Here is a 24,114-nt window from a genome sequence, read left to right on the forward strand (position 1 = left end):
CAACCCCAAGCCATCATGGCTTGAGGGTTTGCCCCTCCTCTTCTATAAAGCGGAAATTGCGTGCGATGTACAAAATGGGTGTACCCGCCGCGGTCAGTACAAATTTTAAGATGTAGGTGGTGAATAATATCTCGAGCCATATCCCCCACGCATAACCGTAAAAGGCAATAGTACAGAAAATGAGCGTATCTATAAACGAGCTGATCATCGTGCTGCCATTGCCGCGAATCCAAAGCTGATGACGTTCCGGGAAGAACTTGCGAATCCAGGCGTACAGACGCACGTCCAGCAATTGACTGACCGCATAGGCTGTCAAGCTGGCAAGCGCAAGTCTTGGCAACAATCCGAACAGCTGTTGCATCGGTGTCTGGGCAAAATCCGTTGCAGTAGGCTGGAACTGCAGCACCATCTGCATCGTTATCGTCGTCATAATCAGAGTGAAAAAGCCGAACCACACAGCTTTACGCGCTTCTTTAGGACCATATTTTTCATTCAGTAAGTCGCTGGCCATATACATAGAAACATACATCGTATTTCCCAATGTCGTGGTAATGCCGACCAGATCAATCGTTTTGGTTACCTGAATGTTGGCCAGTACAGTAGCAACACCAATCCAGGCGTACAGCCCTTTTTTACCGAACAACCGAAAACATAACAAAAAGAACATAAAATTGACGAGGACAAAAGCTGCCCCCCATAACAGATTAAACATGAAATCCTCCTAGTTTTGATAGCGCGGGATGGTTGCGAACCGCGGTTCATCCGAAGCAAGCCGGAAAAACATTATTTTAATGTATCATAGATTAGGATTTGTGAACAGCCATAATTTACACTGCCCTAAACTCAATACAAAGAGCCGACCTTATGGCCGGCTCTTTGTACAGCGTACATACAGTACGTGTGTTATATAGGCTACAGATGTGATATGAGACTGATCGTACACCCTTCATTTATCATTACTTAAGAGTGTGCCGTTGCATCCAAATCCATACCATGATTATTGAATACGTCTTGATCGTTCTCCTTGAGCACCTTGCCTGAAATGAGACCTGCAGTAATAGAATCATTGACATTTAACGCTGTGCGTCCCATATCAATCAACGGTTCGACTGAGATAAGCAATCCTGCCAATGCTACTGGAAGATTCATGGTAGAAAGCACGATCAGGGAAGCGAAAGTGGCACCACCGCCTACACCCGCCACGCCGAACGAGCTGACCGTAACGACCAGAATCAGCGTGAGGATAAAATCCCAGCTCGTTGGATCAATACCCACGGTTGGAGCAATCATAACCGCCAGCATTGCCGGATAAATACCAGCACAGCCGTTTTGCCCAATAGTCGCTCCCAAGGTCGCAGACAGATTCGCGATGCCGTCGGATACACCAAGCTTTTTCGTTTGTGTTTCAACATTTAATGGAATGGTCGCCGCACTGGAACGAGAAGTAAAAGCAAAAACCAGTGTAGGCAATACCTTTTTCACATACGTCACCGGATTGTAGCCGAACAAGGCCAGCAAAATAAGATGAATGATAAACATGACCAACAGAGCCACATAAGAAGCGAGCACAAACTTGATTAGCTTCAAAATTTCATCTGGATTGGTCGTAGCTACTACTTTAGTGATCAGTGCTAAAATACCGTAAGGAGTCAATCTCAGCACCAGCGTTACAATCCGCATCACTACAGCGTACACTGCATCAATCACCTTACGGAAGGTTTGCGCCTGTTCCGGTTTTTTACGATCCAATCCGAGTACAGCCACCCCGATAAAGGCCGAGAAAATAACCACCGCCAGCGTCGACGTACGACGTGCTCCCGTCATATCCTCAAAAGGATTTGAAGGAATAAATTCCAGCACCTGCTGTGGAATGGTCATGTCCTGAACTGTTCCAAGGCGCTCTTCCATCTTCAAGCCCTGTGCTTGTTCCTTTTCCCCACCTTGAATCTCAATTGCCTTTAGGTCAAACGACAGGCTGGTTACAATACTAACTGAAGCAGCAATTGCCGTTGTAATCAGTAGTACTGCAATAATGGAGACGCTGATTTTGCCAAGGTTCTGTCTTCCCTTCAAATTCATAATAGCCGAAATAATCGACACCATGATAAGCGGAATAACGACCATTTGCAGCAAACGGACATAACCGTTACCTGCGAGGTTGAACCAATCAACCGATTTTGTAATGACCTCTGAGCCTGCCCCATAAGCATATTGTAGAATAGCCCCGTAGATCAGTCCGAAGCCAAGTCCGGCAAATACCCTTTTTGTAAAGGAGATGTGCTTTTTCTGCATCCAGACCAATACGCCTAGCAGCAAAAGAAGCACGATTACATTTAAAATAATAAAGAAGGTATCCATGTATTATTTCCTCCAAACTTATACTTAATATGTTTTATAAGGTGATCTTCAATCCGAAGATTACTATATCACAAAACCAACTATTTTTGTAGGTTTTATAACAATAAAATAATTAAGCAGCTTCAACTTTGAATTTTATCGAAACGTCAAACAGCAAGCCTTCATCTTTCGAGGGCTTGCTGTTTTTTTGTCCTGAACAGAACGACATGTATTCAACTTAGCTGCCGGGGCTCTTTTCCACAACCGAGTTCGGAGAAGCATTCATGCCAGATGTAGATACTCCTTGCGAATGCTCATCTTTTTCATCCACAAAGCCCATAAAATACGTAATTACGCCAGCTGTAACAAACGAAATCAGCATACCCACAATACCGTACACAAGCGTGGTATCAGAAAATAAAGGTAAGCTGAGCAGCCCAGCAGAGACACCAATACTAGTAAGCTCCGTTTCAAACAGACACATACAAGCCCCACCAACGGCTCCACCGATCATAACTGCTATTAACGGTTTTTTGAAACGGATATTGACACCATACATGGCCGGTTCAATGATTCCTAGCATGGCCAACAAACCTGTGGACGCAGCCAGCGTTTTGACTTTGGCATTTTTGGATTTAACACATACGCCAAATGTTGCGCCAGCCTGAGCGAAAGCCGCTGCAATGACCACGGGAAAAAGGTGATCATAACCCAATGTTGTCAGCGAGCTGATCATAATCGGTAGCATTATATATTGCATACCTGCAATAATAAGCAAAGACATCGTGCCTCCGAGCAACAACCCTGTAAATACTTCTGCATTGTCAAACAACCAGCCTAGTCCATCGGATACATGTTGGCCGAGATAACTCCACAGTGGCCCGAAAGCGAACACCATTAAAGGTATAGTGATCATCAGTGTCAAAGTCGGGACAACCATTAATTTAAGTGAATAAGGGATATACCTGTCTAACCATTTTTCGATATACGATGCTATCCAGACAACAACAAGTATGAGTACTATAGATGAAGCAGCTTGTGGGTCTATAACTGGCAGACCGGCAAAACGTACCTCCTCACCAGACTGGAGTAAACTTGTTAATTGGGGATGGAATACGGATGCTGCGATGGCTGCTGCAACAAACACATTGCTGCGCAGCCTTCTTGCCGCACTTGCCGCAACAAAAATAGGTAAAAAATAAAATATCCCATCGCTGATAGCCATTAAAATAGTATATATCTGCGGATCAGACAACAATAAACCGAAGGACATTAAAACTAATATAATTACTTTGATCATTCCCGCACCAATCATTGCCGGCAGGATCGGAGTAAATACGCCTGATACATAATCTAATAGTCGACTTATCGGATTTCTCCCTGTGGCAGCTCTATAACTGCCGGAAGTCAGCTCCTGTGTATCTTCTCCTCTGACCTGCGAAACCACTTCTTTGGAAAGTAAATCCCGATTCATAACAACCTTTTCCCCTTTTATATGTATATTGAAGACCACTTTCGAACTTACAAACCAAGCTTAGAAGAATATTGTAAAAAAGCCGTATTCCTTATGCTACTTATATCACTTCTTTTTTACAATAGTTTTAAAGAAGGAGTAATCTATTCGTTTTTATGCACCTGATAATTTACATCAAACTTACATCTAAACACCTAAGACCATAGTTATATATTTTTTGTTTGTTTTTGGGCAAATATGACTATTCAACCGTCTGTTAATTATGTAAAATAGGTCTAACCTACTTTTTAGTAAATCATGGATTACTTCCCTTTCACATTCTTGTCCCTTGAATTCAGCTGAAATATACATAGAATCCGAACATTTTCAGTCTTTTCTTCAAGCAAGGAAAGGAACACAAGTAGATCATGGCGTGTCAAGTATCTATTGGACAAGCGGCCTACTTCAAGCAGGGAATTCGTCTGATTTTATTACCATCATGTGAGAGGAGATTTTTCATGAAGAGTTTTAATCGTTCCATTGGCGCGAAATTACGAATTATGTTTTTGCTGATTCAGCTCTTTGCGTCCCTTTTGTTCAGCATCAGTTTCTATGCAATATCCATGAGTATCATTAATAACAGTGTCATGCCTCAGGTAGACCAATTGCTAGAAATTGGAGCTAAAAATGTGTATCAGGATCTCAATATTTCCTTAGCTGTTCAGGCTGGGCAAGGAAGCGGTTCTGATTCCGGCTCCGCTATACAGATGGAATCCTATCTTCAGGACAAGGTCGATACCCTCAAATTAGAATCCGCATATATCGCGGTAGTGAAGGATGATAAAGCCGAAGTCGTCGCACGGAATGTAAAATCAGTATACAAGGTCAAGGATGCACTCATTCCTGTTGAGGATATTAAAAAAGCAAAACAAGGCGAGATGAATATCAGTGAAATTTACAGCGATTCATACGGAGTACACAAAACCGCCTTCTTTGCTATATCAGGTAGTAATCTAGTTCTGGGTGTGAACGAAGACGTCGGATTTGTACAAGAAAAATCCCAACAAATTCTATGGATTTGCATAGGTATTACAGTGGCAACGCTCCTGCTGGGCGGAATTATTTCTACCCTCGTGATACGTAAAGTTGTAGAACCCATTGCTGAATTGGTTCGTCATAGCCAAAAAATTGCTCAAGGTGATCTTTCACAAGAAGCCAAGGTTCATGGAGTTAATGAAATTGCCCAACTTGCCCGCAGCTTCCAATCCATGTCTCATAACTTGAAAGAAATGATCGGCCATGTGCTTTCTACATCCGGTGCGGTTGTTGCAGGATCGGACGAGCTACTTCGTCGGACTGAGGCTATGAGTGTAAAAGTGCAGGATTCTACAGTTGCCGCAGAGGAAGTAGCAAAGGGCAGTACCAGCATAGCTACTGCTGCTGCTGAAAATGCACAGGCTATGGAGGAAATCGCTCAAGGTGTTCAGCACATTGCCTCCTCTGCCAATGATGTATCCGATCAAATCAGTGAAGCGACAAAAGAAACAGTTAACGGTAATACGCTCGCTCAAAAGGCTGTAGCTCAAATGTCACAGGTAGGACATGCTGCCGATGAATCGCTTCGATACATCCATAGTATGAATGAGCGCTCAGAAGCCATTGGCAGTATCGTTTCGGCTATCTTCGATATTACGAAGCAAATTCAAATGTTGTCCCTGAATGCCTCCATTGAAGCCGCCCGTGCGGGCGAACATGGACGGGGCTTTGCCGTAGTAGCTGGAGAAGTACGCAAGCTTGCCGAGCAATCTAAAGAAGCCACACAAGAAATTTCCGACTATTTGGTTACCATTCAAGAAGTATCGCAACAATCTGTGGACTCTGTGACCCAAGTGAGCCGTGAAATTCATTCGGGAACGGAAATGGTTCAACAAGCGAGCTCAGCCTTTAACCAGCTAAGTGAGCTTATGCAAAAGATCAATGCTACGATTCAAACGGTATCTGCAGCAACGGAGCAGGTATCCGCCAGCTCGGAGGAAGTATCTGCTTCCGTGGAAGAGACAGCTCTCATCGCAGCCAATGCACAGCATATGATTCAAGAAATCGGTTTAAATGCCGATGAGCAACTGAATGAAATGGAAAGCCACAGCGAAGTTGTTCGCCAATTAAGCAAACAAGCAACCGAACTGCAAAAGGCTGTCCAAAAATTTAAAATTACGTAAGCCGATACAATACAAAGAGGTATCTCACAGTCTTGAAAATGGCTGTAGAGATACCTCTTTATTTTTTAAAAGCGATTTTAATAATCATCCATGAAGTTTATGAATCCATTCCCATAATACGATAAATTTGCTCCATATCTAAATGAGCCCGGACCACCTCTGCGACACGGTCAAACTCTCGTTCCTTGGCTTCACGTACAGTAAAAGTGCTCTCTAAAGGTGCCAAGCCCTTGGCTTGTCGCAATCCATCCAGCCAGCAACGGCGAAAACGGTCATTATCAAACACACCGTGCAAATAGGTTCCCCATACTTTACCGTCTGTCGTACCCCAGCCTTCCTCAAAAGCTGCTTCTTCGCCACGCCGGATACGGAATAACCTTTTCATTTCGCTTAGCTTAAAAGTTATATCTGTAGGTGCGTATGGTTCCGTAACATACTCCGTAACGCCCATATGTATTTCATAACCTTCAATGCTTGGCTTGGAGGCAGAACCCGAATCAGGCACAGTGCTAAGCAAAAGCGGGCAATGATTAGACAGGGTTCCCTGTACGCGTACGGTTTGCTTTTCCTTTAAAAAGGTCGTGGATAGAGCAAGCCAACCTAACCCTTCTGCCTGCTGCGGCAACCCAGATTCGACGGCTTCGGGATCAAATAGTGCGGTACCCAGCATCTGATAACCTCCACAAATGCCAACTAGCTGTGTGCGTCCGGTATTCATAGCCTGCCGAATGTCTTTCTCCAGACCTCTCTCACGCAATTCCAGCAGGTCTCCAATAGTGTCTTTGGTCCCCGGTAAGATAATGGCGTCTGGTACGCCCAACTGTCCAGCTTCAGTGACATAACGAACGCTCACATCCGGCTCTGCGGCCAGAGCATCCGTGTCGGTAAAATTGGAAATCCGCGGATATCGTATCACCGCAATATCCAGTTCTTTATCCTTTGCAGATTGTTTGGGCTTCTTATCCAGTACTACCGAATCCTCTGCTTCAATGCGAATGTCTGGCAGATAGGGCAATACACCGAGTACAGGAATGCCTGTCCGTTCTTCCAGCCAGTCTAATCCTGGTTGAAGCAGAGACAGATCGCCTCTGAATTTGTTAATGATAAATCCGCGGATACGCTGTACTTCATGGGGTTCCAGTAATTCGATAGTTCCTACGAGAGAGGCAAAAACTCCGCCCCGGTCGATATCTGAAATAAGCAACACTGGAGCATCCGCCCAACCTGCCAGATTCATATTTACGATATCGCGGTCCTTCAAATTAATCTCTGCCGGGCTGCCTGCCCCTTCCATAAGGACAATATCATAGGTATCACGCAACCGATTCAGAGCATCCATAACGGTCTGTTTGGCTTTTGGCAAAAAATCCTTCCGGTAATCGGAGGCGCTCATATAGGCATAAGGTACACCGTGTACAACAATTTGTGAGTGCATATCTTTGACCGGCTTAATCAGAATCGGATTCATGTCAGTTGTGGCCTCAATACCGCAGGCCTCAGCCTGCACCCCCTGAGCGCGTCCTATTTCCTTGCCGTCCTCGGTAACATAAGAGTTTAACGCCATATTTTGCGACTTAAACGGTGCGGGACGATATCCGTCCTGCGTAAAAATACGGCAAAGCGCAGTCGTCACCACGCTTTTGCCAACATCCGACGCTGTTCCTTGAAGCATTAATACGGCTGCCGGGTTCGTGCAGGACGGTTCGAAAGTTGACAATTGCCTCTTCCCCTTTAACGAATTCATTTCAAATCTGGTCACAACCCGTACAAAATGACAATAAACAACAATAAAACAGCCTCCAGCAATTCGTTTAAAGTTCCGTATATATCTCCTGTAAGTCCACCCAAGCGGCGGTTAATACGGTTTGCCGTGAAGGTTCCAACACCGTAAGCCAAGACCGGAAGCAACACAAAACCTAGCGAGATTGGAAGGCTCTCAGAATATGAAAGGAACGTCTGTAAGTAGGATCCTGCCAACGACAGATTCCCAGTCCCCCTTGTTGCTGTAGCCAAATCTGCCAGAAGATATTGTCCTACGGCAGCACTTAGGGTCACTAATACTGCCCAGAATACGGCCAACCCTACGCGGCCACCACTCATATCAGCAAAACGCGCAGCCAGCCCATCATCATTACGGGCTTTAGGCCAGCGTTTCATTGCATGTACCATAAACCAGCGGCTCCAAACCATCGGAAGCAGCAGCAAGCCAGACACATTCCGTTCAACCAGCACCGTATACAGCAAAGAAGCCTTGAGCATAAGTAGCAGCACACAAGCAATAACGCCCATTGCTCCTACACGGCTATCCTTCATAATCTCCAGCATCCGCTCACGGGATCGGTAGCTGAATAAGGCATCAGCCGCATCCATCCACCCGTCCAAATGCAATCCGCCCGTCAACCAAACCCAGATAACAAGCGTAAGAATCGCACACGGCAACGGTGGCAATACCATAGAAGTAAGCGCCGCAAAGCCCCAGACAATGATGCCAATAACCACTCCCACCAGCGGATAATAACTTGCACTGCGTTTAAGCAAATCCGGGGAAAAATCTATTTCCGCCTTCACCGGAAGACGCGTTAAAAATTGAAAAGCCGCAGCAACAGCCTGACGTTCGCGGCTCATAGCTTATATTCCAACTGTTTGAGTTCTACGGGAATGCCCGCCGTCACCAAAAATACTTCATCACAAAGGCGGGCAATCCGCTGATTCATAACCCCACTCAAATCCCGATACAGCCGACCCAGCGGATATTCGGGCACAATACCGTCACCAACCTCGTTGGTTACGATGACGAGCTGCCCTGGATACTGCTCCACAGCTGCCGCCAGTTCATTAATGGCGGCTCTGGACGCAGCCTCGCCGTCCTCGCCTGCGGCCAGCAGCACGTTCGACAGCCACAGGGTCAGGCAGTCGACCAGCACCATAGGCGCGGGCTGCGACGCTTGATCGCCACCAAGCTGCTGCAGCAGCTCCGGCAGCCCCTGCGCTTCCTCCAGCGTCTGCCAGTCGTACCCAGCAGACTCGCGCTGGACCCGATGAAGGGCGATGCGCTCCTTCATCTCCATGTCATAGGCTTGCGCCGTTGCAATGTAGCAGGCGCGCGAAGCGCGCGACATGCATAATCGCTCGGCAAAGTCGCTTTTCCCGCTGCGTGCCCCGCCGGTCACGAGCGCTTTCATCGCTGCGCGGCTCCCTGACCGTCCGATACGCCTGCATCGGCAAAGGTCGCCATTTCGCGCATGATGCGGCACGCCGCATCAATCAGGTGCAAGCTAAGCGCACCGCCTGTGCCCTCCCCGAGCCGCATGTCCAAATGAAGCATGGGCTCCAGCTTGAGCTCGCGGAGCACCGCCGCGTGTCCGCGCTCGTCCGAGGCGTGCGAAGCGAGCATGTACGCAGCGCTAGCAGGCGCAAGTGCACGCGCTGCAAGGGCGGCTGCGCCTGAAATAAAGCCGTCCAACACAACTGGACAGCGATGTGCGGCTGCGCCGAGGATGACTCCTGCCAAGGCGGCAATCTCCAGACCGCCGACCTTAGTGAGCACGTCGAGCGCATCATTTGCATCTGGCTGGTTCACGTCCAATGCGCGGCAGACAACCGATATTTTACGGGTAAGTCCAGCCATATCTACACCCGTTCCCCGGCCTACGATAACTTCCGGCTCTAGCCCGGTAAGAGCACATACGACCGCAGCGCTGGCTGTCGTATTCCCGATGCCCAGTTCTCCGGTAACGAATAGCCGTGTGCCACCTTTGACCGCTTCTGCTACGGCTTCAGCTCCGGCCAAAACCGCCTGCTCCGCTTCCGTACGCAGCATCGCTGGCCCTTTAGCTATATTCGAAGTACCCATGCGTACCTTACGGTCCACCAGATTCGCGTGAGCGACATCCGCATTCACGCCAACATCTACCACCTTGACATCTGCGCCCGCATGGCGTGCCAGCACATTAATTGCCGCGCCACCTGACAGCATGTTATACAGCATTTGCTGTGTAACCTCAGCCGGAAAGGCACTGACTCCCTCTTCACACACCCCGTGATCCGCAGCCATGACCATAACCGTTTTACGATCAAATTCAGGCTTGTCCACTCCTGTAATTCCTGCTAGCTTGATGGCCACACTTTCCAACTTTCCAAGACTTCCCGGTGGCTTTGTTAATTGGTCCAAATGGGCTGAAGCTGCCGAGGCCGCCACCCCATCCGGCTGGGCAATGCTATCGATCAGCTGACGCAGCTTGTTGTTCATATCTTCCACTCCCTGCTCTTTTTAAGTGTGTTTCATCGTTTATTTAATCTGCTGTATCCGAAGCACTTCTGCGCAGCAAGAGCTGCGGCACACTGCTATCAGGATGCGGAAGCATCACAGGCTCAACACCATATACTCGTCGAATCCGATCCTCGGTTAATAACTTCGATGAAGCTCCCAATCCTTCAACCATTCCATCCTTGAGTACAAGCAAATCTTCGCAAAATTGGGCTGTCAAGTTAAGATCATGCAAGACCGCAATGATCGTCACACCCGTTTCTTGGCGCCAATCTGCCAGCAGTTCCATAAATTCAAGCTGATAGCGCAAGTCCAGATAGGTCGTAGGCTCGTCCAGCAGCAATATTCGTGGCTCCTGTACCATTACTTTTGCCAAAGCTACACGCTGTCGCTGTCCCCCACTCAAGCGGTCCAATGCTCTGTCCGCCAACGTGGTAAGACCTAATTGCTCCAGCACGCGATCTGTGATCGCCTCCACATCAACACCCTTTTCCCTGCCTAACCAGTCCTGATGAGGAAAACGTCCCATTTCTACGACTTCCCTGACGGTGTATCCCACCGGAGGAAGCCCTTCCTGTTGGAGTACGGCTATGAGTCGGGAAAGCTCTTTTCTGCTGTAGCTACCGACCTTTTTGCCATAGATATGAACGTTTCCTGAAGTTGGCTGATCTACACCCGAAAGCAGATGCAGCAAGGTCGATTTTCCACTGCCGTTCGGACCAATAATCCCCCACCAAGTTCCTTCGTCGACGCTCCAGCTTATATTCTTTAACGCATGGAACTCTCCATAGGCACGTGTCAGACCCGCTACCTCTAATGCCCGATCACGCACCTTCTGTGATTCACTTTGTTCTGTCACAGCAGTCCCCCCCTGCGCAGCTTCTTGTTACGATACAGGAGATATGCGAAGAACGGTGCCCCAACAAAGGCCGTCATCACGCCCAGAGGAATTTCCGTGGGGGCTAACAACGTGCGAGCCGCCGTATCTGCCCAAGCCATAAAAATAGCTCCACCGAGCGCAGATAATGGAACAATCATCCGGTAATCAGGGCCTGTCACCAGACGAATGATATGCGGTACAACAAGTCCCACAAAGCCAATCACTCCACATACCGAGACAGCGGCAGCTGTCAGCAGCGTGGAAATGATCAGAACAGATAGCTTCGTCGCATCTACATGAACTCCCATGTGAGCCGCCTGACGTTCACCCAAAGCCAAAATATTCAGCACACGTGCCCGATTCCATAGAAATACCAGTCCTATGACCACATAAGGTAAAAGGATTCCTGCATATGACCAACCGCGCAGGCTAAGACTTCCCATCGTCCAGTACAATATTTCATTGACCGTCTCCTTCGACATGGCTGTCAGAAAGGAAACAACCGCTCCCAGAAAGGATTGCATCACCACACCCGACAAAATGAGACTTTGTGTCGGAATTTTCCCACCTTCCCGTGCCAACGTCAGCACCATCCACAGCGTCAGCATTCCGGTCGTAAATGCCACTAGCGGCAGCGTCCATATGCCAACAAATGAAAATTGAAGGCCCCAATAGATCAGTACTGCCGCTCCTACCGAAGCCCCCGAGGATACCCCCAGTGTATACGGATCAGCCAAAGGATTACGCAGCACACCCTGAAATCCGGCTCCCGCCAGCGCCAGCGCTGCTCCTACCAACATTCCCAGTAACACTCGTGGCAATCGGACCTTCAAAATAATCTGCTCTGAGGATGTATTCCAATCCGGTGTAAACGTATCGCCTAACCACGGAAGGTGGTTAACCAGAATGCCCGTGATCTGGCTGACCGGAAGCTTGGCCGAGCCGATACCAAGACAGAGCAGCAGCGTCAGCAACAGCAGGACAAGACCTGTCCCTCCAAAGCCGATCAGTTTACGGTTCATTTGAAAATTTCAGGATACACGCCCTTGGCTACTTCCTTGAGACCTTCCGTTACGCGTGGACCCGGACGACTGATCAAATTATCATCCACGGCAAACACCCGGTTGTGGCGAACAGCCGATATTTGATCCCATCCACTGCGAGCTTTAATGATTTCGCCGAGTGTTTGACCAGTTTTGTCGTCCTTGACACTTTTGCTGTACAAAATCACGTCAGGGTTCGCAGCAATAATATTTTCCTCACTAATTTGGTACCACCCCTTCTGCGTGGCACCTACATTTTCGCCGCCCGCCAACGTAATCAGCTCGTCCATAAACTCGCCTTTACCAACTGTCCAGCCTGGTGAAAACTCGACGTATACCCGCAGCTTCTGCCCTTTACCGATATTTTTAACTCCTTCTTTCACTTCCGCTACATCTGCTCTCATCTTGTCAGTCACCGCTCTCGCTTCTTTCTGATGATCGGTGATTTTTCCATACAATTCGATGTTAGCTATGACATCTTCAACTGTCTTCGGTTCCGTTTTAAAAATCATAATTCCCATGTCGCGCAGCTTGGTCGTAGCCTGTTCACTAAGTGATATCCCTGCAAAAACGACTCCCGGGTTAGCAGCAATGATCGCCTCTTCGTTCGGTTTCATAATACCGCCCACTTTAGGCTTTTTCGTAGCTGCTTCCGGGTAATCAGAGTAGTCGGAGACGCCAACTATTTCCTTATCCAGCCCGATGGCGAACAGCGCCTCGGTTTCTGCCGGGGAGACGGAAACGATTTTATCCGGCGCTTTTTTGAATGTAAATTCCTGTCCTGTTGCATCTTTAACTGTGAGTGGGTAAACTGTTTTGCCCGGAGGCTCTTGTGCGGTTACGGTCTTTCCTGGCTGCTGTGCAGAAGTCTGATTCTCTTTATTTTCTGCATTTTTTCCATTAGCGCCACATGCACTCAGCACAACTGCCAAAATCAGAACCAATAGACCTGTTGTCCAAACCTTTATTTTTTTTCCTACCATGATTTGCACCCCTTCATAAAAAAATCGTTAAGAGCGTTACTTGAGCATCATCAGATATCTTCTAAATCCAGCCTTCTTTTCCTATCAAAAAACCCCCGCATCCTTATATCAGGACACAGGGGTCACGTTAGCGCAGATCGTGCGCAGGCGGCAGCTTCTTTCCGCACGGACAGTCACTGCGAACACGTCATCCTTTCCTCGAAGGATTATGGTGACAGGCGGACGGGCAGGTATCCTGACTTATGGTAAGATCCATGTCCTGAAATTCCTTCATATGCTTAGTAGCACATAAAGCAGGACTAACGGGCATGTTTCCATTTACAGTGGCGGGACCGCGCCGGACTTACACCGACTTCCCTTTTAACAGCGCAGGCAAGGGAAACCATAGTTTCATCACACTGCGCCGACCTCGTCTGCTGGATATTTGATGTAGTGGTAGTCAAGCCGTTCTTTTACTTGATGATTATAGGTTAAAATGAGGCGGCTTACAACCCAAACAGCCTCTTTATCCACTGGTGTCTAACCTAACGAGGGAGCATTTCCGCTATGTAATTGTGCGGTCCCGCCAGCCTCAATTGAATCCTAAATGCTTCTCCCGGCTTCGGATTCAGACTCCAAAAATCATGGCCCGGTATCAGCATACAAGCTAACTGACGAATTACGCCACCATGCGTAACGACCAAAACAGAGAGCGGCCCAGCAGTCAAATCCATGCGTTGAACTTCCATAGCAACACGCCATTCATACAGAGAGTCAAGAAATTTCCGCAAACGATTCACAAAATCTGTCCAAGACTCTCCTCCAGGAGGGGTTATCCGTTGCGGCTCATCAATCCAAGCGCGATACAACGATACATCCTTGAGCATGTCATACGTTTTTCCATCCCACTCGCCAAAATGAAGCTCTCGCAGACGTGGTTCCATCGTAGGAGACATAATAGATAGGGAACCTCCAGACGTCAATTCTGATTCCGGCACAATGATCTGCAAGGTCTGGCGACATCGCATTAAATCGCTGCAATAGATTCGAGCAAAGGACTGCCCCTGCAATTCTTCTTGCAAAGGCTTTAATTCCTGTTCTGCTCCCGGTAGCAAACCTAAGTCGGAGTGTCCCAGATATCGATGTTCCTTATTCCATAAGGTTGTGCCGTGACGAACTAACACGAGTTCCATGTCCCAATGCAGATCTTCTTTAGCATAATCCGGCACCTTATCCTCCTGTGAGTTCGGATTTTGTGCGTATTCTACTGTCCTTTTCGCTGCTATATCTTGTTTCAAGATCATGTCACTTCCTGCTCGATCATTATTCAGTGTGTCACGCCTCACCCTCACTGCACCCATCCCAAGGCAAAACAACCTGCGGCTCCTAACAAACACAATCCTACAAACATACTGGACACGGCGAACATCAGCTGGATTGTATGCCGTATATCTTTCGATTCTAGCGGTCGTATCCAATCGCCCATGTATGCACGAAAGGAGCGCACGCCATGATACACATTATAGCCTCCAAGACGAATCCCCAGTGCTCCAGCAACAGCTGATTCCGGGAAGCCACTGTTCGGGCTTGGGTGCAGACGAGCGTCTCGCTTGACTGTGCGCCAGCTTCTAGCAGCATCTCGCTTGTACATCCACGCCGCTACCACAAGCATTGCCGCTGTCAGGCGTGCCGGAATGTAGTTAGCCACATCATCCAGACGTGCTGAAGCCCAGCCTAAATGCAGATACTTTTCATTTTTATAGCCAACCATGGAATCGAGCGTATTCACAGCACGATAAGCCAGCGCCAAGGGTGCTCCTCCGATCAGGGCATAAAAAAGCGGGGAAATAATCGCGTCCACGATATTTTCAGCGACCGTTTCAACCGTACCACGTACAATCTCAGGCTCATCAAGCTGTTGCGTATCCCGCCCGACAATCATGCCCAGCTCCCGCCGTGCCGCTGCCAGATCATCCGCCTGCAACGCTCGGTATACGGCCATTCCTGCATCCTTTAGTCCTTTGGAAGCAATCGTGGTCGCAATCAGCACCATTTCTGCGCCGACAGACAACCACGGATGAATCCAGGCAAGCAAGTGCAACAGCGCCCAGGCGAGCGCAAAGGAGCCTCCCGCCACAATAAGTGGAAGCAGTATACCCGCACGTTTTAGTCCTCGGTCACTGCGGAACTGGCGACGAATCGCTTTTTCCAATGCTGAAATGGCATGTCCCATACCGATGACTGGATGCGGCAACCACCTCGGATCACCGATCAGCCTGTCCAAAAGGTAGGCTGCCAGGATAATCAAGCTAACTGTCACGCCGCTGCTCCTCCTCCAGCACTTCACCCAATACAGACAGCAGCCTGTCGTTGGCTTCTGCATCCTTGACCGCAATGCGAAAATGGCTCGTCGTCAGTCCCGGATACATAGCACAGCTACGTATAAGAATTCCGCGTTGTCCAAGCGCCTGCTGAATAGCCGATGCGCTCCACGTACCCGGCGCCCTTGCCAGCACGTAATTGGCTTCACCGGGAACGACACCGCAGCCCCATTCCGCCAAGGCGGTCAACAGGCGGTTGCGCTCCGCAGCAATCAGCTCCTGTGTTTGGCGCTCATATGCTTGCCCACTTCTCAAACACGCCTCCCCAGCCAGCAACGCCAATCCATTCACACTCCAGGTCACCTGTTTGGCCGTCATTCGCCGGATATAGTCCGGATGAGCAATCGCATAGCCCAATCGCAAGCCAGGAATGGCATAAAATTTGGTCATTGATCGGATTAAAATCACATGAGGATAGCGATCCAGCACAGGCAGCAGTGAGATTCGCCGTTCCAGCGGAATAAAATCAATGAATGCTTCATCCACCACCAGCACGGTACCCGTTGTGCCAGCCGCCTCTGCCAGCTCGCACAGCTCCTGCTCACTATATTGCACGCCATTTGGATTGTTCGGCTGTCCGAGGAACAAAACATCTACCTGCTCCATGAGCTGAAGGATGTCCTCCACGTCCGCCTTCCATTGAAGCGAGGCCTTCCCATACACCCGGTTGACCTCGGCTCCGAATTTGCCAGCCAGCTCGGCATATTCCGAAAAACACGGCTCCACTGTACCCACACGCTTAGGAGCTAGTCCCAATAGTAGGAGCGCCATGCTTTCAGCCGCTCCGTTTCCGATACTTAGCGACTCCGGTGGAACATGCAGTCGCCGTGCGAGCATATTTTTAAAATTCCGATGCCCAGGGTCTGGATAGCGAATCACAGTGTCAAATGAGTGTTGCAGCGCCTCAAGCACCTCTGGCGGTGGACCAAGCGGATTAATATTTGCACTAAAATCTACAAAATCCGCAGCAGCTCCGCCAAAAGTCGCGGCAGCTGTTTCCCTGTCTCCACCATGACCGTAAACCTCTATCATTGCCTCTCATCCTTTCCGCCCGTTTCCAATCATTTAGCTCCATTATGAGGCTGCTTTTTGCGTCCCGTCAATGCAAATGAGCTTTTGTACATGGCTCACTTGGGTTACAATAGAAGGAGGCACACATAAATTACACAGTTTATATACGGAGGAATGGACATGCTGTTCATCGACAACCAGGGGATACACGATCCAGCCATTAATCTTGCTATTGAGGAATACGCGCTCAAGCATCTACCGCTGGACGACAGCTATTTGCTGTTTTACATTAATCAGCCTTCTATTATTATAGGCAAGCATCAAAACACTATTGAAGAAATCAACGCCGAGTTTGTTAGGGACAACAATATTCAAGTCGTTCGTCGCCTGTCCGGCGGCGGTGCTGTATATCATGACCTCGGTAATTTAAATTTCAGCTTTATTACCAAGGATAACGGGGAGTCCTTTCATAATTTCCTCAAATTTACGCAACCTGTGATTGATGCCCTGCGCCAAATGGGAGTAGAAGCTGAAATGACAGGCCGCAACGATCTACAGGTCGGAGAACGTAAAATTTCAGGAAACGCCCAATTTGCCACACGCGGACGTATGTTCAGCCACGGTACATTGATGTTTAACCTGAATCTGGACAATGTGGCTGCATCGTTGCATGCCAATCCCGAAAAATTCAAATCCAAAAGCACTAAATCTGTCCGCAGTCGCGTAGCTAACATCAGCGAACTGATGGACCGTGAGATGACCATAGAGCAATTTCGCGAGGAACTGCTACGTTCCATATTCGGAGCAGAATTGGATCAGGTGCCTCAATATAAGCTCACCGATGCCGACTGGGCCAAAATCCATGATATATCCAAAGAACGCTACCAATCGTGGGATTGGAACTACGGTCTATCCCCCGAGAGCAATATCAAGCACACACGTAAATTTCCAGTCGGTATTATTGATATCCGCATGGATCTTAAGGAAGGCTACATCCGTGATATTAAAATCTATGGGGATTTCTTTGGTGTGGGTGACGTTGCTGATATTGAAAATATCCTGCGCGGCAAGCGCTATGATGAAGGTGAGGTACGTCAAGCCTTATCCTCTCTCGATTTGAAGCACTATTTTGGTAATATTGAGCTGGACGATTTTGTTGGACTTGTATTTTTGGAAGACTAACCGTTACTTTTTCCCATCGTTTCAAGCCAATACTTCAGTGGTTATAAGGGGACAGGCTCTTATAGGAGCTGTCCCCTTTTCATTGCGATATTGTCATTTTGAATATTATAAGATACAATTTTAGCATTGCCCCATGATAGAGATAAAGGAGAGAATACCGATATGTATAAATTAATTGCCATTGATATTGATGATACACTCATTAACGACCAGAAAGAAGTCACACCAGCGACACAACAGGCATTAGAAGCTGCTGTAGCAAAAGGTGTGGTGGTTACCCTCGCTACTGGACGAGCTTATGCCTCTGCACACAAAATTGCCCGCCAGACTGGTTTGAACGTGCCGATCATTACGTACCAAGGAGCTTTGGTTAAAAACCTGCTGGACGAAAACGTGCTGTACGAGCGTTATGTTCCACTTGTGGCTGCACGTCGTCTGTATGAATTCTGCGTGGAACGCAATCTGCATCTGCAAACGTATATTGATGACAAATTGTACACACGTGAAGATAATCAGAAAATCAAAGATTACACGGAGCTGAACAACACGGAATATTTTGTAGAGCCTGTATTCAGTAAAGTTATAGAGCAGCCGGCTCCTAAATTGCTGATTATCGACGAGCCTGAAGTATTGGATGAATTAATTCCTGAACTTCGCGAACTGCTTGGCAATGAAGTTCACATTACAAAATCCAAACCTCATTTTCTGGAAATTATGCATCATGAAGGCACTAAGGGCCATGCGCTTACCTTCCTTGCAAACCATTTTGGCTGTGAACTGTCGGAAACGATTGCTATCGGTGACTCTTGGAACGACCACGAGATGCTTGAATGCGCTGGTCTCGGCATAGCGATGGAGAATGCCATTCCTGATTTGAAAAAGCTGGCTGATTACATTACTCGCAGCAATAACGAAGACGGTGTTAAGCACGCCATCGACAAATTCGTACTCAATGTTGAATAAGCAAAAAGTGCCTGCTCCCATAATACTTAAATAAAGTAATACAACAACAAAGCCTCCAAACGTCGCATGATCAGTAACATACGACAGTTTGGAGGCCTTTTCTGTCAGATCATATAATAACCTGTCTCCCTTTAAAATATCAGGCAGCAGAACGTACCTTACGCCTGTTCACCAGACGGATAATTCCATTGTTCATAAGGATTAATCCGGTCACAATGAGCAGCACCCCAGCCAGCATCCACCAGCTTACATGCTCTCCATACAACAACGCTCCCAAGCCCACCGCAATCGGCGGTGATATATACAGCCACGTCGTCGGAAACAGGGGATTTGTACGCTCCATGAGCCAGTAGAACAGTGTATGTGCAATCATCGAACCAAACAGGATCAGATAAAGTAAAGACCCCATGGCAGGAAGGTACTGCCACCCCTCAGAACTCCACGGTTCCGTGATCGCAGACAGTAACAGCAGCATCCATCCCCCATGGATCATTTGCGCCGCATTCAGGGCAATCGGGTTCGTTTCACGAAATACATCCATCACTCGCTTGGAATACAGAGCTCCCCCGGAATAACACAGCTCCCCCAGCAAAATGACAAGGCATCCCGCCAGCCACAGACCACTGATCTGAACCGCCAATCCGGGCAGCACAACCAGCACCACACCAAGAAAGCTGATCATGCAGCCAACGACCGTAATCCGTGACGTTTTTTGCCGTAGCAGTACAGATTGCAAAATGACGATCATCATCGGCCCGGTAGCTGACAAAATAGCTCCGATCCCGGAGCTGACATATTGCTCTGCCCAATACAAGGCTGAAAATGTACCGAAGGTCGTTCCTGCTCCAATCAGCAACATTTCCTTCCGCCATAATAACGACCATCGTACTTTTCCGGTCAGCTTCATAGCAATGAACAATATCGCCCCTGCCGCGAAAAAACGTACACCTGCCGATAGGAATGGCGGAAGTCCGGCTTCCACTCCCACTTTTATGGCCAAAAACGTTGTGCCAAAAATAAGACACATTACTGTAAACGCGATACCTATCATGATACGTCCCTCTCCCTTCAGTTGCTTTTAAGCATACAGGGAGACGAACAGAACAGATGTATAACTACAGAACAGTTGTATACGTTTTTGAAGTGCTATATAGTACAATACACAGAAAGGAGCGTGGATAGCATGGGTAAGAACAACAGCGAACTACTCTTTGCAGCCGATCATGCCTTAAAGCTGTATGAGCAGGTTATCCATTATGTAACTGTGCGGATTGATCGCGGGGATTGGCAAACAGACATGAAGCTGCCGTCCGTACGAAGCTTGGCTCAGGAGCTGGGTGTACATCGGCTAACTGTTTTCCGGGCATATCAGGAGTTGAAGCAACGGGGACTGGTCTATGTAAAGGACAAATCAGGATATTACGTTCATGCTTCCCAAGCGACTGGGCATGCAAAATATGCTGGCTACTCGGGACATTCGTCCATTGACATCACGATTCACTCCGAATCTGCCCATGCGGCAGATGATCCGTCAGTTTCAGCCTGGAGAGGAATGGATGGACTTAGCCGCGTTCAATCCGTAAATACGAATTTCCAGTTTTCCAAAGCGCTGATTGACCCCTCTCTCCTGCCCAATCGATTTTGGGGAGAGCTAATGATGCAGGTATTTGAAAAGCATCCGAAAGTAGCGGCCACCTATTCCGCTGTGCAAGGTGATGCCGAGCTTCGGGAGGCCATGGCGCAGCATTTTAGCGTGGATAAGCATTTTGCTTTATCACCGGATGAAGTGCTGATTACCTCCGGAGCACAGCAAGCCATTGATTTAATTGGCCGATCTCTGCTCCGTACAGGAGACCGTGTATTGATCGAACGTCCTGCCTATGGCCCCGCTATGGAAATATTCCGTAGACTAGGCGCACGTCTGACTATGACTGATATTCGACCAGAAGGTTATGATATGGACCAGATTGAGTGGTGTATGAAAACGGAAAAACCACGCCTCTTTTATATGAATCCAACATTCCACAACCCGACGGGCTTTACGGTCCCCGATGAGCAGCGCAAACGACTGCCTGAACTAGCCGAGCGCTATGGCTGCCTCATTGTTGAGGATGACAGCACCTATGACATTAGCTTTGGGCAAAAGCCCCCTTCTCCGATTTTCGCCTATGATGTTTCGGGAAGCGTCGTCTACATTCGAAGTTACAGTAAATATGTCGCACCCGGTCTACGAATCGCAGCCGTGACCTGCCGACCACAGCTCATGAACAGCCTGCTGAACGTCAAAGCGTTAGTGGACAATGGATCGCCACTGCTGAATCAAAAGCTGTTTTTAGAATACTTTCAATCTCCACGTATGCAGCAGCATATTAAAAAGCTATGTATCGCGCTCCAGATTCGTAAAGAAACGATGGAAGACAGTCTCCGCGACTCCGGTTGGACATGGACCAGCCCGGCAGGGGGACTCAACCTGTGGCTCCAGCTGCCTTCTACGTTGAAACCTAATGAATTACTTGCCAAAAGTTTACAAGAGTCTGTATCCTTTGTCCCCGGCAATGTATTTGATCCCTTCGGCGCAGAGGGTAAAACGCATGTACGGCTGTCCTATTCATACGCCAACGAGCTACAAATCAAAGAAGGAATCTCCACACTTCTACGTATCAGTCAAACGATGTAAAGGTAAAGGTCACCTTTATTCTAACGGCAAACTCATGCCGGTGTGTGCCAAGCTAATCCCTTCCAGAAGCCCATAGTTGCGTGTGACATCTACATCATGGGACATATGTGTAAACACTGTGCTTTCGGGTTTAAGCCTTCCTATAAGCTCCTGAGCCTCCAGCATGTCATATACGGAACGGGTGGCATACTCGGCCTCCTCATGATAAAAACTCGTTCCCAGGACGAGCAAATTCAGATTGTGCAAGGGCAGAATTTCCGCCTCATTCAATCCAATCGAATCCGAACAGTAAGCCCACGAGAAACCGTCCTTTTCCAGACGATAAGCGTAGGCATATCCGTTCTTCCCGTGATTCACACGCCATCCCCGGATATTCCATCCGCCAAGTTGGGCTCCCTGGTCTACTGGAATAAGATCCAAGTTTCCAGAGAGCCAGGAAAATTGACGCAAGATCGTGTCGATCACTTCCTGTGGCGCGTACAAGCGACCTCTGTTCCCAGTCCAGCGACAGGCATCTGCCCATTCTGGTAATCCTCCAATATGGTCAAAATGTGCATGTGTTACAAGGATCGTAGGGATAAAACGCAGACCGCGCAATTCTAGCTGTCTGCGCCAGTCCGGGCCACAATCAATCATAAAGTCCTCCGTCTCGCTTTCGATCAGCACAGACGATCTCAATCTTACATTCGCCCCTGTCGTGCGAGCTTCTGTGCATACGAGACAATCACAATATACACGCGGAACCCCCATTGCATCCCCCGTGCCAAGAAAAATAAGCCGATTCATGGTTTAACTCCTATCTACCTGGGTCTTTTTACTACTATTATAACGAACAGACCGATTCTACGTAAATCACCTGCGTAAATCCTTCCAGCGTCCAACGCCAAAAGGAGCATGCCCAAAGCCGTGAAATCCGGCTAGACATCCCCTCATGCGTGATCGTATTTATTTTCAAATAATGATAGGCATTGGATCTTCCTTCAGGCGGTTTTCCACCATCCAGCTGGACTGGTCATTATAGAGATAGGCTCGATGCACCAACACTCGCACCTGCTGACCAGGTTCCAGCGTAGACTTCTCCAGCGAGCGGTATGTCATGAGACGATGATCCCCTACCTGTACTTCAACCATCCACTCACTTCCACGAAAATGCAAATGCTTCACTGTGCCTTCCTCGGTCGCCGACAGAAGCGTAAATTCCTCGCTTGGCCCGACATCAATATACTCTGGACGGATCAAGGCACGTGTTCCCAGTCCAGCAGCTTCTTCGAAGCCTCTGAGACTGCCTGCCTGTTCAATCACCGTAGATTCCCCAATAAAGGAAGCCACGAACGGAGTACCCGGTTTTTTATAAATATCCCAAGGTGTTCCCTTCTGCTCCAGTCGTCCCTGATTAATCACCATAATTTCATCCGCTACTTCAATCGCCTCATCCTGATCATGGGTGACAAAAATTGAAGTAATACCCACCCGCTCAATCAACTCTCGCAGCCAGGTGCGCAGCTCCTGACGAATCTTGGCATCAATAGCTGCAAAAGGCTCATCCAACAGCAGCAATTGAGGCTCTGGTGCCAAAGCACGCGCAAAGGCAACCCGCTGGCGCTGTCCACCTGACAACTGATGCGGATAACGATGCTCAAATCCTTTGAGCCCCGTTAGTTCGACCAACTCTGTGACCCGTTCCTTGATGCGGGTTTTGGAGCTTTTTTTCACTTTCAGGCCAAAGGCAATATTGTCGTAGACGCTCATGTGCTTGAACAAAGCATAGTTTTGAAATACAAATCCGATTCCACGTTCCTGCGGTGACAGCTCGTTTACCCTTTTTCCATGAAAATGAATTTCTCCCGCATCCGGTTGCTCCAGACCCGCCAAAATGCGAAGAATGGAGGTTTTCCCCCCACCACTTGGACCGAGTAAGCCAATAAGATGGCCCGCCTGAATATCAAAAGATACGTCCTTTACTGCATGAAAATTACCGAAATGCTTGTTTAATCCTCTTACTTCCACATGCATATCCGTACACTTCCTTTCCGCTTCTGGACCTGTTCAGGAACAGCAGCAGCCTTGCTTCCCGCAAAGCACGTACCTCATTTGAAATCATTTAATTATTCCAATGTATATACTATGTTTTTTCTTATGTGATACTTTATCAAAGGAAAGTAATTTTCGTCAACTATATATTATATTAGGAATTAAAAGGGTAAAGTATTAGGAAGAAAGGAGATGGAGTTATTGTTGCATACTTTAGAATTATCCACTACACGGCGAGATGAAATGCGCGATATTACACGAGAGGTTGCTTCATTGATCGAAAAAAGCGGGGTACAACAAGGAACCGCACTTGTTTATTGTCCACACACGACGGCCGGCATCGCCATTAATGAAAATGCAGACCCAGACGTCAAACATGATGTGATATTAAGACTAGATGAAGTTTATCCGTGGGAGCATCCCCAATATCGCCATATGGAGGGAAATACGGCTTCCCACCTAAAATCCATTACGACAGGCCCCTCACAAACGATCATCATCCATGATGGAAAGCTGTTGCTCGGACGATGGCAGGGACTTTATTTTTGTGAATTCGACGGACCACGCAGACGCCAATACCATGTAAAGATCATGAAAGGCTGACGGGCCGGGTAAAAAAACAGACCATGATGTTTTCCTGCTGGATGCATCATCGTCTGTTAAATTCTCAGTCGCTTTCGCAAAGTACCGTAATGATAAGTCACCGTC

Annotated in this window: 21 protein-coding genes and 1 riboswitch; of the genes, 5 read left to right on the forward strand and 16 right to left on the reverse strand. The window is 48.0% G+C overall.

Features of this window, described 5'->3' with window-relative positions; all coding sequences use genetic code 11:
* Positions 1–13 precede the first annotated feature (13 nt).
* The 3 genes from ACL9RM_RS17935 to ACL9RM_RS17945 all read right to left on the reverse strand — a co-directional run bounded on the left by ACL9RM_RS17935 (position 14) and on the right by ACL9RM_RS17945 (position 3,811).
* Positions 14–712: a queuosine precursor transporter gene (locus ACL9RM_RS17935; RefSeq protein WP_069291426.1), complete on the reverse strand. Its 699-nt coding sequence runs from the start codon at positions 710–712 to the stop codon at positions 14–16.
* Positions 713–960: 248 nt separating this feature from the next.
* Positions 961–2,358 carry an L-cystine transporter gene (locus ACL9RM_RS17940; RefSeq protein ID WP_061829066.1) on the reverse strand — a complete coding sequence of 466 codons (1,398 nt, stop codon included), beginning with the start codon at positions 2,356–2,358 and terminating at the stop codon, positions 961–963.
* 217 nt (positions 2,359–2,575) lie between these two features.
* Positions 2,576–3,811: a PTS transporter subunit EIIC gene (locus ACL9RM_RS17945; protein ID WP_250267814.1), complete on the reverse strand. Its 1,236-nt coding sequence runs from the start codon at positions 3,809–3,811 to the stop codon at positions 2,576–2,578.
* Positions 3,812–4,308: 497 nt separating this feature from the next.
* Here ACL9RM_RS17945 and ACL9RM_RS17950 point away from each other — a divergent pair, with 497 nt between their 5' ends.
* Positions 4,309–6,009, forward strand: coding sequence for a methyl-accepting chemotaxis protein (locus tag ACL9RM_RS17950; RefSeq protein WP_250267812.1), 1,701 nt, complete (start codon positions 4,309–4,311; stop codon positions 6,007–6,009).
* A 97-nt stretch (positions 6,010–6,106) separates the two neighbouring features.
* Here the strand turns inward: ACL9RM_RS17950 and ACL9RM_RS17955 are convergent, their stop codons facing one another.
* From ACL9RM_RS17955 to cobD, 10 genes are all read right to left on the reverse strand, one after another.
* The gene (locus tag ACL9RM_RS17955) at positions 6,107–7,726 is read right to left on the reverse strand and encodes a cobyric acid synthase (protein ID WP_250267811.1); all 1,620 of its coding nucleotides are present in this window, start codon (positions 7,724–7,726) and stop codon (positions 6,107–6,109) included.
* A gap of 38 nt (positions 7,727–7,764) precedes the next feature.
* Positions 7,765–8,634, reverse strand: coding sequence for an adenosylcobinamide-GDP ribazoletransferase (gene cobS, locus ACL9RM_RS17960; protein WP_250267809.1), 870 nt, complete (start codon positions 8,632–8,634; stop codon positions 7,765–7,767).
* Positions 8,631–9,191 (reverse strand): bifunctional adenosylcobinamide kinase/adenosylcobinamide-phosphate guanylyltransferase, encoded by a 561-nt coding sequence (cobU, locus tag ACL9RM_RS17965; RefSeq protein ID WP_250267807.1) that lies wholly within the window; start codon positions 9,189–9,191, stop codon positions 8,631–8,633. Before cobU ends, cobS begins: the two co-directional genes overlap by 4 nt.
* Positions 9,188–10,258: a nicotinate-nucleotide--dimethylbenzimidazole phosphoribosyltransferase gene (cobT, locus tag ACL9RM_RS17970; RefSeq protein WP_250267806.1), complete on the reverse strand. Its 1,071-nt coding sequence runs from the start codon at positions 10,256–10,258 to the stop codon at positions 9,188–9,190. The genes cobU and cobT overlap by 4 nt, the downstream gene beginning before the upstream one ends.
* Before the next feature lie 43 nt (positions 10,259–10,301).
* Complete coding sequence (locus tag ACL9RM_RS17975) at positions 10,302–11,135, reverse strand: ABC transporter ATP-binding protein (protein ID WP_250267805.1); 834 nt, start codon at positions 11,133–11,135, stop codon at positions 10,302–10,304.
* Positions 11,132–12,178 carry a FecCD family ABC transporter permease gene (locus ACL9RM_RS17980; protein WP_250267803.1) on the reverse strand — a complete coding sequence of 349 codons (1,047 nt, stop codon included), beginning with the start codon at positions 12,176–12,178 and terminating at the stop codon, positions 11,132–11,134. Before ACL9RM_RS17980 ends, ACL9RM_RS17975 begins: the two co-directional genes overlap by 4 nt.
* A complete protein-coding gene (locus ACL9RM_RS17985; protein WP_250267801.1) occupies positions 12,175–13,182 on the reverse strand; it encodes an ABC transporter substrate-binding protein in 1,008 nt (335 codons plus the stop codon). Before ACL9RM_RS17985 ends, ACL9RM_RS17980 begins: the two co-directional genes overlap by 4 nt.
* Before the next feature lie 208 nt (positions 13,183–13,390).
* A riboswitch (cobalamin riboswitch) is annotated at positions 13,391–13,584 on the reverse strand.
* A gap of 122 nt (positions 13,585–13,706) precedes the next feature.
* Positions 13,707–14,465 carry a histidine phosphatase family protein gene (locus ACL9RM_RS17990; protein WP_414126430.1) on the reverse strand — a complete coding sequence of 253 codons (759 nt, stop codon included), beginning with the start codon at positions 14,463–14,465 and terminating at the stop codon, positions 13,707–13,709.
* A 44-nt stretch (positions 14,466–14,509) separates the two neighbouring features.
* Positions 14,510–15,481 carry an adenosylcobinamide-phosphate synthase CbiB gene (gene cbiB / locus ACL9RM_RS17995; protein ID WP_250267799.1) on the reverse strand — a complete coding sequence of 324 codons (972 nt, stop codon included), beginning with the start codon at positions 15,479–15,481 and terminating at the stop codon, positions 14,510–14,512.
* On the reverse strand, positions 15,471–16,574 hold the full coding sequence (gene cobD, locus ACL9RM_RS18000) for a threonine-phosphate decarboxylase CobD (protein WP_069291415.1): 1,104 nt from the start codon (positions 16,572–16,574) through the stop codon (positions 15,471–15,473). Before cobD ends, cbiB begins: the two co-directional genes overlap by 11 nt.
* A gap of 159 nt (positions 16,575–16,733) precedes the next feature.
* Here cobD and ACL9RM_RS18005 point away from each other — a divergent pair, with 159 nt between their 5' ends.
* Both ACL9RM_RS18005 and ACL9RM_RS18010 read left to right on the forward strand, forming a co-directional pair.
* Entirely contained in the window at positions 16,734–17,735 is a 1,002-nt protein-coding gene (locus ACL9RM_RS18005; protein ID WP_250267797.1) for a lipoate--protein ligase, read from the forward strand.
* Positions 17,736–17,897: 162 nt separating this feature from the next.
* Positions 17,898–18,698, forward strand: a complete 801-nt coding sequence (locus ACL9RM_RS18010; RefSeq protein ID WP_023987642.1) for a Cof-type HAD-IIB family hydrolase — start codon at positions 17,898–17,900, stop codon at positions 18,696–18,698.
* Positions 18,699–18,837: 139 nt separating this feature from the next.
* On the opposite strand, the gene ACL9RM_RS18015 is transcribed toward ACL9RM_RS18010, so the two are convergent.
* Positions 18,838–19,749: a DMT family transporter gene (locus ACL9RM_RS18015; protein WP_013309297.1), complete on the reverse strand. Its 912-nt coding sequence runs from the start codon at positions 19,747–19,749 to the stop codon at positions 18,838–18,840.
* Between the two features lie 132 nt (positions 19,750–19,881).
* Between ACL9RM_RS18015 and ACL9RM_RS18020 the strand changes: the two genes are divergently transcribed.
* On the forward strand, positions 19,882–21,375 hold the full coding sequence (locus ACL9RM_RS18020; protein WP_250267796.1) for a PLP-dependent aminotransferase family protein: 1,494 nt from the start codon (positions 19,882–19,884) through the stop codon (positions 21,373–21,375).
* A 15-nt stretch (positions 21,376–21,390) separates the two neighbouring features.
* On the opposite strand, the gene ACL9RM_RS18025 is transcribed toward ACL9RM_RS18020, so the two are convergent.
* Complete coding sequence (locus ACL9RM_RS18025; protein ID WP_023987639.1) at positions 21,391–22,161, reverse strand: MBL fold metallo-hydrolase; 771 nt, start codon at positions 22,159–22,161, stop codon at positions 21,391–21,393.
* Positions 22,162–22,326: 165 nt separating this feature from the next.
* Positions 22,327–23,388, reverse strand: coding sequence for a sulfate/molybdate ABC transporter ATP-binding protein (locus ACL9RM_RS18030; RefSeq protein WP_103047598.1), 1,062 nt, complete (start codon positions 23,386–23,388; stop codon positions 22,327–22,329).
* Positions 23,389–23,607: 219 nt separating this feature from the next.
* On the opposite strand from ACL9RM_RS18030, the gene ACL9RM_RS18035 reads away from it, so the two are divergent.
* A complete protein-coding gene (locus tag ACL9RM_RS18035; RefSeq protein WP_061829625.1) occupies positions 23,608–24,009 on the forward strand; it encodes a secondary thiamine-phosphate synthase enzyme YjbQ in 402 nt (133 codons plus the stop codon).
* The last annotated feature ends 105 nt before the right edge of the window (positions 24,010–24,114 follow it).

Source organism: Paenibacillus sp. S29 (genome assembly GCF_049319765.1).
In the GTDB taxonomy this organism is placed as follows: Bacteria; Bacillota; Bacilli; order Paenibacillales; family Paenibacillaceae; genus Paenibacillus; species Paenibacillus polymyxa_B.